Below are 15,091 nucleotides of genomic sequence, written 5' to 3' on the forward strand. Positions count from 1 at the left end.
ATCGCCTAATTTGTAGAGTATGCAGACTAGTTGGTCAAAATTGCCGCATCAGTTTCATCTAATTTGTCTTGCGTCGTTGGATTAGACTCGATTACTTGCACAGGCAAATAACGTAGTTGGAGTTTAATTGGCAAGTACTCTGGGAAATTCTCTGCCATATCATTGGTAATGAGCGTTTCAATCTGGCGTACGTCATATGAGCTCGGTAAAGTCTCTCCACGTACGATTGCCCGCACCACTTGATTCTCTTCTGAGGTATCAAACTGCGTATTGGTCAATACATTACCTTGATCGATAAAATAGTTGTTGATCGCTTCCTTGACACTACTCTCAAATACTTGCTGCTTGGCATTGGTCTGTAGATTGATGGTCAAATAGGCACCTAAGCCGCCAAGTAGTAATAAAGTCACCGCGTTCCGCTGCAAAAAAGTCAAATAGGTATTGGATTTATAATCGTCATCGACCAAACGACGGAAGCCTAATACCCATAATACAAGCGCATTGGTAAACTGGATAGCAAGAATGTTGGTCGCTGCCAATAACAGCGCACCAAGCCCAAGCTGTATCTCGCCATTAGCGAGCAAGATACCGCTAGCAGCCAGTGGTGGTACCAAGGCTGTGGCAACTGCAACACCAACAACAGCAACCGAGAGATGCGGGGATACCATTGCATAAGCACCGGCGGTACCGCCAGCTAAGGCAATCATTAAATCCATAGAGGTGGGCTGGGTACGTGATAGGATTTCTGCCGTTAGCGGTTGGTCTTTATGTAGCCAACCAACGATAAAGCCGACCAATACCACCAGCGAGACACCGATAATAACGGTAAAAAGCGACTTACGTAGCAGTGGCATACGGTGATCGATAATTGCTAGCGCTATACCCGTAATAGGGCCTAGCATCATCGCAACTAACATTGCTCCGATGACTACGGCTGCTGAATTGGTCACTAGCCCATAACTGGCAATGATGGCAGACAAAATGTTCATGATGAAGTACATCTTGCTAGGCAGGGCGTTTGCCTCAATCCTAACCCGTACTTCTGGGTAATCTACCTTTTGATTGCTGAATTGCTCGGCGACAAACTGCTTATAAGACTCAAGTTTGGCTTCTTTTTCCTCTTGAACCTCATCTTCATCACTTTCATCTTGAGCCTTTTGATCGTCGCTATCTTCTACATCGGTGTCTTTACTTTGGTTATCATCTTCTGAGTCATTATTTTGATTGTCATGATCGCGACTAGATTTGTTTTTTGTTTTTTGTCTATTGGCTGTTTTGTTATCTGATGACTGTGCTGCGATAGTTTGGTCATCGGTAGGGTCGTCTTCTGCTTTTACCGTTACTTCAGCATCACTATCGTCTTGAGCACTTTTTTCTGTTGTTTCCGCCGTATCCGACTGAAAGAAATCGGACTTTTCTTTCGCTTCTATAGATTCTGATTCTGCAACCTCTGACGCTTCAGTATTTGATTGTGACTCAGGCTCTGTCGACTCCAATGTCGCCACGACCACATCGTCACTGATGGTTTCCATGGTTATCTCAGCGTCAGGTGGCTGCGCACATTCAGTGTCTACTTCGGAGTCTATTTCGCCATCTGTATCAGTCGATTGCTTGTGTTGATTGTCTTCGCTTTCATCATTGTCTACAGCGGCATCATCAACTACTGGCTCAATTGTTGCGTCTTGATTGTGAGAAGCGTCAGTAGTGGCTGATGACTCGTTTTGATCCACTGAGTTAGGCGCAGTATTTTTTTCAGATGAGTACATAGCAGATAGCGTTCTTAGTAGATAAAGAAAGTCATTATTGTAATGATAAATAAATAAAGATATAGGGGATTCTTGAAAATTATAAAAAAGAGTTGAGAGAAGATGGGAGTAAAAACTGATGTTTCTTATGATTAAGTCTAAAACCTTAATAATAGCATGGTTTTTATTCTAAAGTCATTCGATATAGATGATACAAGGGTTCACGGTAAATACTTACTTTTTTTGTGGAATTAAGTTTAAATATATTATATCCACAATAAAGATAAGGAATAACTTATGAACTGGCCATTATTTTCTGTCATCTACTCAATGACAGCCACCGTGACTATCGGGCTTTTTATGATTGGTGCTCTCATTACAGGGTTCGATGAGATATTTCATATTCAAATAGCGGTTGGATTGGGCGTTTTGGCTTCGATACCTGCAGGATTATTCTTTACCAAAAAAATTGGCAGTATTACTGGGAATGAGGAAGGCTATAAGACATAAAGGCGAACAGTAAGACATAAAGACAAGCAGTGTTATCGATGTGAAGTGGAACGGCCTATCAACAAACAAAAAAAGACCTCAATGTTGAGGTCTTTTTTATCGTTAGAATTATTTGCTAACTAGCACCGAAGCTAGATTTAATAAGGTTCTATTTATTGAAGTTCGACAACCGCGCCATTTTCGATATTGGCATAAACTTCTAACACATCCCAGTTGGTCAAACGAACACAACCTGCTGAGCCTTGACGACTGATACCTTCAGGTACTGGTGAGCCATGTAAACCGTAAGAAGGCTTAGATAATCCCATCCAAACGACACCGACTGGGTTGTTTGGTCCTGGTGCTATCATGTGAACTTTCTTTTGAGCGCCTTCACCAACGGTTGATTTATACCAAGGCATTTTCACTTTATTGATAATTTTGAACGTGCCTTTTGGAGACGGTGTGGCATCGCTACCAACGGTCGTCGGATAAGTGGCAACCAATTTGTCACCATTATAGGCATACAATGTTTTGTCGGCTTTGTTGGCGACTACGCGATTGATACGTTGGTTCAGCTTGTCACGAGTATTTAGCACTGTGATAGTCTCGCCAACAGCGTACTTTTTATTTTTGTTGAGTTTGTCTAAGTAACGTACATCCATATGGAAACGTTCACCTAGCATCTCTTTGATATCTTGATAATAAAGACCTTTCATTTTTGACTTCGCTTCTGAACCAGAAGGGGTAGTCGCAAAATTGGTATTGATATCGTCTGCAGTCAACGTATAAGTGACCAGTACAGGTTTGTTCGCAGGAATGTTTTTAATCAAGGCATCCCAAGTTTTTTGATCCATTTTACCAGTCGCTGGCAAGCCTTTCATCGTTTGGAAGTTAACAAGGGCTTTTTTGCTATTCATACCCCAACCGCCATCAATAGGACCAGGAGAAGCATGGTTCCAATCGAGCAGCGCCTGCATTTTGATCGTCATCGCTGAGTTGACTTTCATATTAGGTGACCAAACAGCACCGTTCACTTGCTTGGCATAGTTCGACAAGTTCAGCGTTGTATGTTTCTTACCATCTTTATCTTCGATATTTTTGATGGTTGGGTCATCACTGAAGTCTTGACGCTTCTCACTCTCTGGTAACTCAAAAGCGAGTGGATCAGACGAGTCGATAGATGATAGGTCGCTAGGCGCAGCAACGGCTTGACCTTCACTAATGTCATCGTTACGGTCAGCCTGCTCATCTTTACGCGTTAGTTCTGCTGCACTCATATTGTCAGCAGCTGGGGCTGGCACGTTTTGGTTGGCTTCTTGCTTATTATTGATAAGCTGGTTCATGCTGTCGACTGGTTTCGCTTTCTCTGTATTTAACTGTACAGTAGCAGCGCCATCTGAGCGACTACGGTTCTCTTGCACATTAAGGCTAACCTTTTTGGCAAGACCTGGCATAGCGTCAGCCGTGCGTACTGGCAATGTGCGAGTACTATCGGCAGGTGCAGCAAGTGCGGCTACACTAGCACTTACAGCTGCGATAGATATGGCAGTAATAATTGGCTTTATTTTCATCATATTGAGTCACTTGTGGTTGCTACTAATGCGGCTATTATGCGCATAATTTGATTGCATCGCAAACTTTTGACACATCTTTTTGCATTTAAGACTTGCCAAACGTCAACTGCTGACGTATTCGCTACAGTTGGGTAATAATTTAACCAAGGTGTGTATGGCGTCGTGCTCGATTCTTACGCAAACTGTTCATTATTGGCACTATTTTTTGTGCAAGTAAAAATGACAGTTATTGGCGCTATTAGAGGTTTACGTCTATAATGTATGACTGAATTTTATTTAATATAACGATTTTTAGCAAAAAGCAATTTAACCCGCTAGCAGTTAATCCACAAGGTGCGATATGTCAGAAGACCAAACAATGAGTGCAGAAGAGTTTCAAAACCAATACTTCAATGATGAGTCTGAGGGCTTAGACGGTGAGATGGAGTATGATTTAGAGACTGGACTTCTTGGTGAGCACGATGAATTTGCTAACTTACATGCAGAGCTAAACGAAGCACGTGAGCAGCTCGTCAGTATTCGCGACTTTATTCGTTTTTCAGTCACGCAGTTGCGTAATTATGACGTCGTTGTTGCACAAGGCACAACCGATGAGTTTGCAGAGGCGTCAGCCATTGTCTTACACTCTTTGTCTCTCGATTGGTCTGCCAATGAGCAGATTTTAGACTGTCGTCTGACCACGTCTGAAAAGCAGTTGGTACTAGGACTGTTAGAAGAGCGTATCGCTGAACGTAAGCCACTCAGTTATTTGATTAACTTGTCGTATTTCTGCGATCTGCCTTTTTATGTCGATGAACGAGTTCTTATCCCGCGCTCACCGATTGCAGAGTTGATTCGTCAGCAGTTCCATCCGTACTTTGAAGTTACCGAATTGGCCAAACCACTGGGTGTCAGTCCGAACGAAAAGTCAGCGGTATTTTATGATCATGGCTTGGATGTGAAGCAGTTGTCGCAGCCTGAGCGTATCTTAGACTTGTGCACTGGCTCTGGTTGTATCGCAATCGCGCTTGCTACCCGTTTCGTTGATGCGTTGGTCGATGCCGTCGATATCGATAAAGGCGCATTAGAAGTGGCAATGGTCAACGTCGATCATCATGACCTTGGTCATCAAGTCAACGTAATCGAGTCTGATTTGTTTGCCAAGATACCTGCTGAGAACCAGTATGAGCTTATCGTCACCAATCCACCGTACGTCGATGCGGCTATCATGGCAGATTTGCCGCCTGAGTTCTTATATGAGCCTGAGCATGCACTAGCAGCGGGTCAAGATGGCTTAGATTTGGTACATCGTATCTTATTTGAAGCGCCAGATTACCTTAGCCCAGATGGGTTGCTGATCTGTGAAGTGGGTGACAGCGAATGGGCGCTAAAACAAGCCTATCCTGAAATTCAATTTGATTGGTTGAAGTTTGCACATGGCGGGCATGGTGTCTTTGCGATTACCTATGATGAGCTAGTCTCAAACCGTCAATTGTTTGCCTCTTATGTTCAGCTATTAGATAGCCTTCAATAGACAGATATTAGGTTAAATAGACGTCGGCTTCATGAGCCGAAACTATAAATAACAATACAATCACTCATTAAAATCAGTATAAGCAATGACCATGAGTGATTGGTTACATAGTCATCAGTAGCGTTTACTTGTTTAAGGACAGTTATGGCAGGCAATAGTATTGGGCAGGTTTTTACGGTCACCACCTGCGGTGAGTCACATGGCGCAGGCCTTATGGCCATCGTTGATGGCGTACCACCAGGTTTAACATTATCTGCAGACGACCTACAAGTAGATTTGGATCGTCGCAAACCAGGTACGTCTAAGTATTCAACCCAGCGCCGTGAGTCTGATGAAGTTGAGATTATTTCTGGCGTATTTGAAGGCAAAACCACAGGTACGTCTATCGGTTTATTGATTCGTAATACCAATCAAAAATCCAAAGACTATAGCGATATCAAAGACACTTTCCGTCCTGGACACGCTGACTATACTTATAGTATGAAATATGGCTTCCGTGACTATCGTGGTGGCGGTCGTTCGTCAGCGCGTGAGACGGCTATGCGTGTAGCAGCTGGTGCTATCGCCAAGAAATACTTGCAAGAACGTCTAGGCGTGCAAATTCGTGGTCACGTGACTCAGATTGGCAATGAGCATAGTAATGTCTTAGACCCAAGCCAAATTGACTGGGAGTTTGTAAATAGCAATCCGTTCTTTTGTGCAGACAAAGAAGCGATTGGCCGTTTTGAAACCTTGATTGATAACTTGCGCCGTGAAGGCACCAGTTGCGGTGCGCGCCTTGATATCATTGCGAGCGGTGTGCCAGTAGGCTTAGGCGAGCCAGTATTTGATCGTTTAGATGCAGATATTGCTCATGCGATGATGAGTATCAATGCGGTCAAAGGCGTCGAGATTGGCGATGGGATGGCGGTGGCAGGTCAATTCGGACATAGCGCTCGTGATGAGCTGACGCCAGATGGGTTTGCAGCCAACCATGCTGGCGGTGTCTTGGGCGGTATCTCATCAGGCCAAGATATCCGTGTCAGTATTGCTCTAAAACCAACCTCTAGTATTACCACTGCTGGCAAGAGCATTAACACTCAAGGTGAAGCAGTCGATATGCTGACTAAGGGTCGTCATGATCCTTGCGTTGGTGTGCGTGCTACGCCTATTGCCGAAGCAATGCTAGCGGTTGTAGTGCTTGATCATTATCTACGTCACCGTGGTCAAAACGCGGATGTACAGCCGCCAGTACAATCGATTACTTAGTATTTTTGTTTTAACGTAATTAGCCCTTTGTTGTTTCTAGTAGTTTAATACTAGAAATAATAAAGGGCTTTTTTATGGCTCGTTATAATATGAATTAGATTTAAATATAATCAACGTTTTAAGCTAGCTAAATATTAGGCTGCCAGTTGATATTTATCAATAGCTACGCACTGCTGGTGTCGAAATACCAATAATAACCGCTGACTAGGAATCGCTAACCAATGACCAAACTCAATACTATCGACGCCTTGGCTCGTTAATGTCTGTGCACAGTAATGACGGCTAAAGCCGATTAGGTTCTTGATAATAGGGTTATCCGTTAATTGATGTGACATAGGTTGTCTACTCCTCATTTACTTTACAAATTTGACGGTTCAACAGATCTTAGTGCTATCGTAAAACAATAAAGTAGAAATCCTGTATAGTCATGATGGAAAGTTGATGAATCCTTATAAAATTCTTATTCTAAAGCTAGTGGTAGGGTGATACTAACCATCACACCAGAACGCTGGTTTTTACCAGTATCAGTATTATCAGTTCTAGCTTTATTAGTGTCAGCTTTATCATCATTAGTACGGACATTATTGAGGGCTACCTGACCACCATGATGTTCAATTACTTGCTTCACTAGTGTTAGACCAAGGCCCGTGCCTTTTTTAAGCGTATTACTACTATAGTCAGTCTGCCTTGGCTTAGTCGTCGAATCTGCCGACTCTGTATATAGATCATTGCTGTCTGTGCGATTCGTTGTTTGAGATGATGATTGGCTTTGATGAGACAAGCTAAAGTAACGCTCAAATGCTTTTGCGACAGCATATTCGGGTAGTAGTTTACCATCATTGAATATATCGATAGTGACGGTCCGAGCAGTGCTATGCAATGAAATCTCAACGGTACGCTTTGCAAAGTGTATCGCATTATCAAGCACATTTTGCAGTACCTGTATTAACCAAAATTGGTCAGCATACACACTATTCGCTGCCAGTATTTCTGCTGGCAAGTTTGCAGTATTGGTCACATTCTTATTATCAATATATATATCGATAGGATATAGATTCTGCTGTTGCTGCTTGGCTGTATTATCTTTGATCAAACTTTGCAAAAGTGGTAATAGGGGAGTCAATTGTCGGTTAAGCTTAAAGGTAGGCTGTTCTACTTTAGCAAGCAACAGTAATCGGTCGATGAGCTGTTGCATCTTTACGCTTTGCTCACCTACCGTCTCAATGAGCATCTGCCGATCTTCATTATCCAGTTTATTGCCATCTAGTCCATCGTCCTCTAATAGCTCGCTACTGGCACGTATCGCGGTCAAAGGGCTTTTTAGCTCATGGGTCAAAGTATGGACATAATCAGTGACGTAAGCACGGTTTTCGAGTCGATGCTTCATGGTCTCGATGGTATCTGTCAGGCTATTTAATTCATGACCCAGATAGAAATAGGGCTTTTTAGTGTCTTCTGCCAGCGCACTGGTATATTGAGTCACCAAGGTAATGCTTTGCTTAAGCCACCATGCTACTAGACCTGCCAGTATAAGGGCTGCGATGCTGATAAGTAGTGCGGTGATAAGCATACGGTTACGTGTGTCGTCCAAATAAGGTAGCACGCTGGAGACAGGTTTGCCGACGCTAACCACGCCGATAATCTTGCCAGACATATTCTTGATTGGCTGTGCGACATACATGACCGAGCCATCACGCTGTTGGCCATTCCGCAGCGTACTTCTTGCACCGTACTGACCTCTTAATGTGAGATAGACATCATTCCAGCGCCCATAGTTTTGTCCTTCATTATTGTCAGGTTTGGGTAGCGAGTCATAAATGACCCTGCCGCTGCTGTCTGTCACATATACCCGAAAGCTACTATAGCTTTTGGTTTGATAGACGGGACCTAAATTATCATTAATCGCTGGTATGCCGACAAATGCAGCATCAAGTTGCGCTTGATAGTCCTCATCATATAATTGTCCTGTAGATAACGGCACCTGTAAACTGGCCGCGAGTAATTTACTGGTGTCTAGGAGCGTGTCTTCGATGACTTGCTGCGCGGTTGGCTTGACGTAGCCAAACAACTGAGTAAACACGACCACGCCGCATATGACGAGCACCAACGCAACGGCTAGCCAAATCCTAAAAAATATACTTAAATTGAGCAGTCGTTTGCGTTTAGGGGTTTGCTGAGCAGTACCAATAGGATGCAGTTTGGCATACCAATTGCTTTGGTCATTATGAATATCATTCTCAGCAGGATAGGTTTTATTATTCATAAACTAGCAGCCATTGTTAAGCTGGACATAATGCGTAACCCAGTCCGCGATGCGTATGGATGACATCGACATTAGCATCTACCATAGCGAGCTGTTTACGAATTGATTTGATATGGCTGTCTATAGTTCGCGCCAAACGGTGGTCAGGATAGTCGCTTACTGCGCTAAGCAACTGCTCACGGCTAAAGACTTGCTGCGGCGCTTGTAATAGTGTCAGCAAAATTTTGCGTTCTGTATTACTAAGCTCAAGCTTTTGCTCTTGCCACGTTAATGAATAGTTGAGCGGTTGATAATGCCAAACACCAGATTGGTTCTCAAACGTTAATGCTTGTCCTGATAGATTATTCGAGGAAGTATTATCAGTACTGTCATCTGAATTTGTAGTATGAAAGCTTGACTGCTGAATTAGCTGTTCACGTCGCCAAATGGCTTTTAAACGAGCGACCAATTCACGTGGACTAAAGGGTTTGGCGCAATAGTCGTCACCACCCATCTCCAATCCTAAAATACGATCGACCTCATCGCTACGTGCAGTCAAAAACACGATAGGCAAATCTTTTAAGGCGTCGATATCAGGCGTATGACGTATTTGTTGACATAGACTCAAGCCGTCACCGTCTGGCAGACCGACATCCATAATAATTGCTGATAGATCTTGTGCTTCATGACTATGTAGCATAGGTAACACGCTACTGGCGTTATCCAGCCAAGTTATTTGCCAGCCTTCACGCTTGCAGGTGACCTTGAGTGACATCGCGATCGCAGGATCATCTTCTACCAGTAAAATATGGGTCATAGTCTCTACATCGTCTTATAAGCTTAGTAAATTATCGTAGCACAAAACAGCAGACTGCTTTTGCTGCCACGAGTTAAATGGTGTGAAAAGTTAATGGAAAAGTAGGGTGCTCAGTAGATAGTGTGCGATGTAATCATTTTAATACATTCAACAAAAAGGCCAGCTCAATGAATAAGCTGGCCTTGGTAACGAATATTAAGCGTGATTATCTATTAATAGACTAAGCGAAAACCTACTTAAGACCCTTACAGTTGGCATAGTAGCTCACTGTAGCGGGCCAATCTGAAAAAATGCCTTGAACACCGACGTCCTGTGCTAGTACGTCAATATAATTCATCATATCACCATCATTGTTGATAGCGTCGCCAAGACCGCTATAGTACCAATCGCCACCATCGGTTAATGGCCCTGAACGCTCTATCGACCAGGTAATGATTTTTAGACCATTGGCTTTGGCTTGTTTTGCGTATTCTGATGGTTGCATATTTCCCTTACCATCAGTAGTGACTAATAACCAAAGTGCTGGAGCAATGGTGTTGATGCCACGTGCTTTGATATCAGCCAGTGAGTGCTTCCATGTGGTTGCGTCGTTTTTATCAAATGTTTTATCCTTAGCGGTCTCATTGCTGTCATCGATCAGATAGACGGCATTAGCCCCATAAGTTGGCTCGTTTTTGATCCAGTAATCAAGATCTTCTATATTAAATGACTGGGCAAATACATCGCGTGCAGGCACGTCCGCTGCCTTATAAGTATCTATCAGCTGTTGACGGTAATCGTCCAAACGATAGCCGTCAAACGGCATGGTCACGGCGGGCGCTTTTAGCTCAGGCGTGTGTTTCATGCCTAGTTTACGAGCCAATGCGATATGCTCTTTTAACGTCAACACCTTGCCATTTTGTGAGTATAAATCTGTTCGCCAAGGCGCGGTTGCGTTCATATATTCGCTAATACTGGTTGCTTTTTTATTGGCAGCATCCATCTTACCCGTCAAGGTTTTAAATTGAGCGGCACTGATATCTGAGGTACGGCATTCGATACTATCTGCATTAGTAAGTTTGCCTTTAGCATCCAATATGGGCGGTACAGTGCATTGGTTGGCGAGCGGCGTGGCTAATATATTAGTAGTGGTATGCAAATCGTTCTGGGCATGACGACAGACAAGCTCACCGTCATTGGTAAAAGCGACATCACATTCTAAGATGCCGGCCCCCATTTGTGCTGACGCCACGTAGCTATCATAAGTATGTTCAGGCAGCTGTAATGGCGCACCTCGATGCGCAATAGAGAAGTCTGTCTTACTTGGCAGTTGCCCTCTGCACGCCTGTAGCTCTTCTTTTAGTGGTCCCTCGTCCATATCATTTATCAAATAAAACGGACGCACTCCATAGGTATATGCGATAGATGAGGGCGATTGTGGCTGTGATTGCGGTTGCGCTGTCGATAAAGGGGCTTTTGATGTGAGCGTTGAGCGGCTATCGGTAGTGCAGCCTACTATCAATAATGAGCTGATCAGCGTTAAAGGTAAGGCGAAATTAATCTTATTAACCTTAGCCGGCGTCTGCTTACTCAGCTCAAGCGCTGATTTATTAGAAATTGTCATGTAAAATGTTCCTGCAAAATTATAAAAAAATCCCATCGGACGTATGGATAGGAATTGAAAAATTAACGTTTGACTATTGGTTGCTACTTGCTAAAAGAAACTAAGGGTCATGCATTCTTGTAAGAACTTAGCATTAATGCGGATACAATTGTAGGCACATGTACTAAAGAATAGACAGCTGACAGTATTTGAGCTTGATAGTATTAAGCTTATCGGTCGTAAAATCATACGTGTCTTCTTATACTGTTTTCATTTCGCTATTGTCCGTTTAGTACCTTACTATTGACCATACTCTCAAACTAACAGATGATATTGACCAAATAATGACATACACGTTATTTTGGCAAAAAACATAGAAATGCTTAGGGCATATCTCACTACATTATTAAGGATAACTATGAGTAACTATTTAGACGCCGTCGTCGTTGAGCACAATCCCTCTCAAAAAAAGATAGATCGCGCAGTGATTTGGCTACATGGCTTAGGTGCTAGCGGTCATGATTTTGAGCCAGTTGTACCGCAGCTTGGGTTGGCTAATGATATGGCAGTACGTTTTATCTTCCCACATGCACCTAAACGCCCAGTCACAGTAAATGGTGGCATGGTGATGCCAGCATGGTACGACATCATAGAGATGAGTCTGGAGCGTAAAGTAGATGTGGCTCAAATTGAAGAGTCTGCTCAGCAGATACAAGATTTGATCAGTCGTGAGATAGAGCGCGGCGTGTTACCAGAGCATATCGTCATCGCAGGGTTTTCGCAGGGCGGGGCAGTTGCGTATCATGTGGCACTTGGCTATCCAAAACGTTTGGCTGGCTTGATGACGCTCTCTACCTACTTAGCGACCAATGATAATATTGAGTATAGTGCTGCCAATAAAGACATGCCGATTCTGATTGAACATGGTTCTCATGATCCAGTCGTGCCTGTCGTCCTAGGTGAGCAAGCACAGCAGTTATTGACAGCAAAGGATTACAATGTGTCCTACAATACTTATCCAATGGCACATCAAGTCTGTATGCCGCAGATTCAAAATATCGGCAAATGGTTAAACACTGTCTTGGCCTAACCTATTAAGCTGTAACGTAATGTAATGCAGGCTACTTATAGGTTGAAACCTAACCGGTATCTCCTATATAATAGCCAGTCTTATTGGGGATGTTCTGGCTTCGACGCTGGTGATGAAACTCAATGATGCATGTCGAGAGTGTATGTCCTCTCGTTAATCAAACATATATTGTTATAGTCGCAAACGACGAAACTTACGCTCTAGCAGCTTAAACCCTGCTTACTTAGTTGCTGATCACCTACAGTTGGTTAACTAAGTTGAAGCGTCCGCATGTAGGCTCGCCACAAGTGATTGTCTCAATTGCTTGGGTTCAAAAGTAGAGAATCGTCCAATCCATCCTGACTGTCGGATCGGTGCGGATTAAATTTAAAGACAGAAACTAAACATGTAGATTCATGAGCGTAATGCTGGCGGACGCGGGTTCAACTCCCGCCATCTCCACCAAATATTAAAAATCCGATCACTTAGGTGGTCGGATTTTTTTTGTCTAAATTTTATAGTTAATTAAAAAAAACAATGATGCTGATAAACTTTTGGTGAGTAAATAAAAACTATTTATATAAAGTAATCATCAAGTCTTTGAAGTTGAATCACAATTTTTTGTTGTCTATGGAGAACATAATATTAGCTTGTCTTAAAGAATAATTCTGATTATTCTTAGTTGAGGCCTATTCTTAGTATCAGACGATGCAGTAGCAAGAATAAGCGGACTTTCAAATAACTACAGGGAATGTATTATGTTAGGAAAAATGATGTATCAGCCATTGCTGATCAGTGGTCTAATCGAACACGCTGCCCGTTATCATGGTGATACGGCAGTTTTGTCCAAAGAAGTCGATGGACAGATGACTCATACCAATTGGCGCACTGTCTCAGATAATTCAAAACGATTAGCCAATGCGTTGGCTACACTGGGACTTAAATCATCAGAACGCATAGCGACTTTGGCTTGGAATAATCGTCGTCATTTAGAAGCTTGGTATGCGATTTCAGGCAGTGGCATGGTTTGCCATACTATCAATCCACGTTTGTTCCCCGAGCAGCTTAGCTACATTATCAATGACGCTGATGATCGTGTGCTGTTTTTTGATACTACTTTCCTACCGCTAATTATGGCAATCAAAGAGCATATCAAAGGTGTTGAACACTTCATTTGTCTAAGTGATCGAGATGATAGTATTGTCGAAAAACTGCCTAATGTACTGTTCTTTGATGAGTTATTAGCAGAAAATTCTACTGACTTTGACTGGCCTCAATTCGATGAAGCGACCGCCAGCTCTTTATGCTACACCTCAGGAACTACCGGTAACCCTAAAGGGATTTTATATACGCATCGCTCTTCTGTGCTACATGCGATGGCGTTATGTATGCCTGATGTCTCTGCTTTATCTGCACAAGACGTTTTGCTACCCGTAGTACCTATGTTCCATGTCAATGCGTGGGGCACACCTTATGCAGCTGCCTTGACTGGTTGCTCTCTCATACTTCCTGGTCCAAATCTCGATGGTGACAGCCTAGTATCTCTCATTGATGATTATCATGTTACGGTTGCTTTGGGCGTCCCAACGATTTGGCAAAGTCTATTGACCGCTGCCAAAGCCAGAGGTAGCAAGCTTGATAGCATGACGCGTACCATTGTCGGAGGAGCTGCATGCCCACCATCGGTAATCAAAACGTTCAGAGAAGACTTTAACTGCGATGCGGTGCATGGTTGGGGTATGACAGAAACCAGTCCACTTGGAACGATGAATCAAATAAAAGCCAAGCATAAATCGCTGAGTAAAGATGAGATTAATGAGTTGCGTAACTCTCAAGGTCGTCCACCCTACGGCGTTCAGCTACGTCTCATAGATACTGACGAGCCACTACAGCAAGTTGAAGAAGATGGTATGTCTCAAGGTCGTTTACAGATCAAAGGGCACTGGATCATCAATGATTATTACACAGAAAATCCTGATGCGATAACTGAAGATGGTTGGTTCGACACAGGCGATATTGCAACCATTGATGCCGATGGCTATATGAATATTCGGGATCGTTCAAAAGATTTGATCAAATCTGGTGGAGAGTGGATATCGTCAGTAGAGCTAGAAAACATCGCAGTCGCCCATCCGCAGATAAGAATGGCGGCCGCTATTGCTGCAAAGCATAAAAAATGGAGCGAACGCCCATTATTGATTGTGGTGAAAGAACCAGATTCAGAAATCGATGAGTCGCAAGTACTGAGCTTTTACGAAGGTAAAATTGCCAGCTGGCAAATACCCGATAAAGTCATATTTGTAGATAATATCGTCCTAAATGGCGCTGGGAAAATGGTCAAAAAAGATTTGCGTGATGACTATGGCAACGTATTGTTGGATAGCTGATTTAGCTGTCAAAAGAGAAGATTGATAATACCATTTGAAGAGCTTGGTATATAAGTTAGATAAATTTCTTAAAGTTAGCATATGGTCTTAAATTTTGCACAGCCTCTAATATTAGGGCTGTGCTTTTTTACAAAGTAGCATAATATTATGTAATGTTACTTTAAGTAGATAGGAGTGACGAAAGTAGGAGTAATATAAAAAATTAGCAGGATTGAATAATGGACCGACAGCCAGGTAGCTGCTTGTATAGACTGAAGCTATCTAACAGTTTGGACAGTGCAGAGTAAGGCAGTTTGTTTTTTTGTCAGAATTTAATTGCTTCACAAGTGTAACTAGGTTGCTTTTATTCTTCGCTTGAAGTATGACTCAAAATTACCCATGCAGCATACTATAGAACAGCTAATCTAATTGACTGCTAAACA

At 42.8% G+C, this 15,091-nt stretch carries 11 protein-coding genes and 1 other RNA gene; 6 read left to right on the forward strand and 6 right to left on the reverse strand.

Translation table 11 applies throughout. From position 1 onward, the window contains the following. Positions 1 to 26: 26 nt before the first annotated feature. Positions 27 to 1,766, reverse strand: a complete 1,740-nt coding sequence (locus tag SJY28_RS07740) for a DUF389 domain-containing protein (protein WP_379544004.1) — start codon at positions 1,764 to 1,766, stop codon at positions 27 to 29. A gap of 276 nt (positions 1,767 to 2,042) precedes the next feature. Between SJY28_RS07740 and SJY28_RS07745 the strand changes: the two genes are divergently transcribed. Continuing rightward, entirely contained in the window at positions 2,043 to 2,255 is a 213-nt protein-coding gene (locus tag SJY28_RS07745) for a hypothetical protein (protein WP_057759250.1), read from the forward strand. Positions 2,256 to 2,407: 152 nt separating this feature from the next. Here SJY28_RS07745 and SJY28_RS07750 read toward each other — a convergent pair whose 3' ends face one another. Next, positions 2,408 to 3,811, reverse strand: a complete 1,404-nt coding sequence (locus SJY28_RS07750; protein WP_379544005.1) for a L,D-transpeptidase family protein — start codon at positions 3,809 to 3,811, stop codon at positions 2,408 to 2,410. Positions 3,812 to 4,151: 340 nt separating this feature from the next. Here SJY28_RS07750 and prmB point away from each other — a divergent pair, with 340 nt between their 5' ends. Then, entirely contained in the window at positions 4,152 to 5,324 is a 1,173-nt protein-coding gene (gene prmB / locus SJY28_RS07755; protein WP_101206117.1) for a 50S ribosomal protein L3 N(5)-glutamine methyltransferase, read from the forward strand. 144 nt (positions 5,325 to 5,468) lie between these two features. Further along, positions 5,469 to 6,572 carry a chorismate synthase gene (gene aroC / locus SJY28_RS07760; protein ID WP_379544006.1) on the forward strand — a complete coding sequence of 368 codons (1,104 nt, stop codon included), beginning with the start codon at positions 5,469 to 5,471 and terminating at the stop codon, positions 6,570 to 6,572. Positions 6,573 to 6,706: 134 nt separating this feature from the next. On the opposite strand, the gene SJY28_RS07765 is transcribed toward aroC, so the two are convergent. From SJY28_RS07765 to SJY28_RS07780, 4 genes are all read right to left on the reverse strand, one after another. Then, positions 6,707 to 6,907, reverse strand: coding sequence for a hypothetical protein (locus SJY28_RS07765; RefSeq protein WP_379544007.1), 201 nt, complete (start codon positions 6,905 to 6,907; stop codon positions 6,707 to 6,709). 125 nt (positions 6,908 to 7,032) lie between these two features. Continuing rightward, positions 7,033 to 8,835 carry a two-component system sensor histidine kinase CreC gene (gene creC, locus SJY28_RS07770; protein ID WP_379544008.1) on the reverse strand — a complete coding sequence of 601 codons (1,803 nt, stop codon included), beginning with the start codon at positions 8,833 to 8,835 and terminating at the stop codon, positions 7,033 to 7,035. 16 nt (positions 8,836 to 8,851) lie between these two features. Continuing rightward, positions 8,852 to 9,631, reverse strand: a complete 780-nt coding sequence (locus SJY28_RS07775; protein WP_379544009.1) for a response regulator — start codon at positions 9,629 to 9,631, stop codon at positions 8,852 to 8,854. Between the two features lie 232 nt (positions 9,632 to 9,863). Further along, positions 9,864 to 11,234 (reverse strand): glycerophosphodiester phosphodiesterase family protein, encoded by a 1,371-nt coding sequence (locus tag SJY28_RS07780; RefSeq protein WP_379544010.1) that lies wholly within the window; start codon positions 11,232 to 11,234, stop codon positions 9,864 to 9,866. 397 nt (positions 11,235 to 11,631) lie between these two features. Between SJY28_RS07780 and SJY28_RS07785 the strand changes: the two genes are divergently transcribed. The 3 genes from SJY28_RS07785 to SJY28_RS07795 all read left to right on the forward strand — a co-directional run bounded on the left by SJY28_RS07785 (position 11,632) and on the right by SJY28_RS07795 (position 14,669). Then, positions 11,632 to 12,303: an alpha/beta hydrolase gene (locus tag SJY28_RS07785; protein ID WP_379544011.1), complete on the forward strand. Its 672-nt coding sequence runs from the start codon at positions 11,632 to 11,634 to the stop codon at positions 12,301 to 12,303. Positions 12,304 to 12,388: 85 nt separating this feature from the next. Then, positions 12,389 to 12,747: a transfer-messenger RNA gene (gene ssrA / locus SJY28_RS07790) on the forward strand. Positions 12,748 to 13,040: 293 nt separating this feature from the next. Continuing rightward, on the forward strand, positions 13,041 to 14,669 hold the full coding sequence (locus SJY28_RS07795) for a long-chain-fatty-acid--CoA ligase (RefSeq protein WP_379544012.1): 1,629 nt from the start codon (positions 13,041 to 13,043) through the stop codon (positions 14,667 to 14,669). Positions 14,670 to 15,091 lie beyond the last annotated feature (422 nt).

It is taken from the genome of Psychrobacter sp. R86515, from assembly GCF_042466315.1.
Classification (GTDB): Bacteria; Pseudomonadota; Gammaproteobacteria; order Pseudomonadales; family Moraxellaceae; genus Psychrobacter.

Coding starts and splice junctions, on each gene's coding strand:
- SJY28_RS07740 (WP_379544004.1), bottom strand. CDS start 1,766: ATGTACTCATCTGAAAAAAATACTGCGCCTAACTCAGTGGATCAAAAC.
- SJY28_RS07745 (WP_057759250.1), top strand. CDS start 2,043: ATGAACTGGCCATTATTTTCTGTCATCTACTCAATGACAGCCACCGTG.
- SJY28_RS07750 (WP_379544005.1), bottom strand. CDS start 3,811: ATGATGAAAATAAAGCCAATTATTACTGCCATATCTATCGCAGCTGTA.
- prmB (WP_101206117.1), top strand. CDS start 4,152: ATGTCAGAAGACCAAACAATGAGTGCAGAAGAGTTTCAAAACCAATAC.
- aroC (WP_379544006.1), top strand. CDS start 5,469: ATGGCAGGCAATAGTATTGGGCAGGTTTTTACGGTCACCACCTGCGGT.
- SJY28_RS07765 (WP_379544007.1), bottom strand. CDS start 6,907: ATGTCACATCAATTAACGGATAACCCTATTATCAAGAACCTAATCGGC.
- creC (WP_379544008.1), bottom strand. CDS start 8,835: ATGAATAATAAAACCTATCCTGCTGAGAATGATATTCATAATGACCAA.
- SJY28_RS07775 (WP_379544009.1), bottom strand. CDS start 9,631: ATGACCCATATTTTACTGGTAGAAGATGATCCTGCGATCGCGATGTCA.
- SJY28_RS07780 (WP_379544010.1), bottom strand. CDS start 11,234: ATGACAATTTCTAATAAATCAGCGCTTGAGCTGAGTAAGCAGACGCCG.
- SJY28_RS07785 (WP_379544011.1), top strand. CDS start 11,632: ATGAGTAACTATTTAGACGCCGTCGTCGTTGAGCACAATCCCTCTCAA.
- SJY28_RS07795 (WP_379544012.1), top strand. CDS start 13,041: ATGTTAGGAAAAATGATGTATCAGCCATTGCTGATCAGTGGTCTAATC.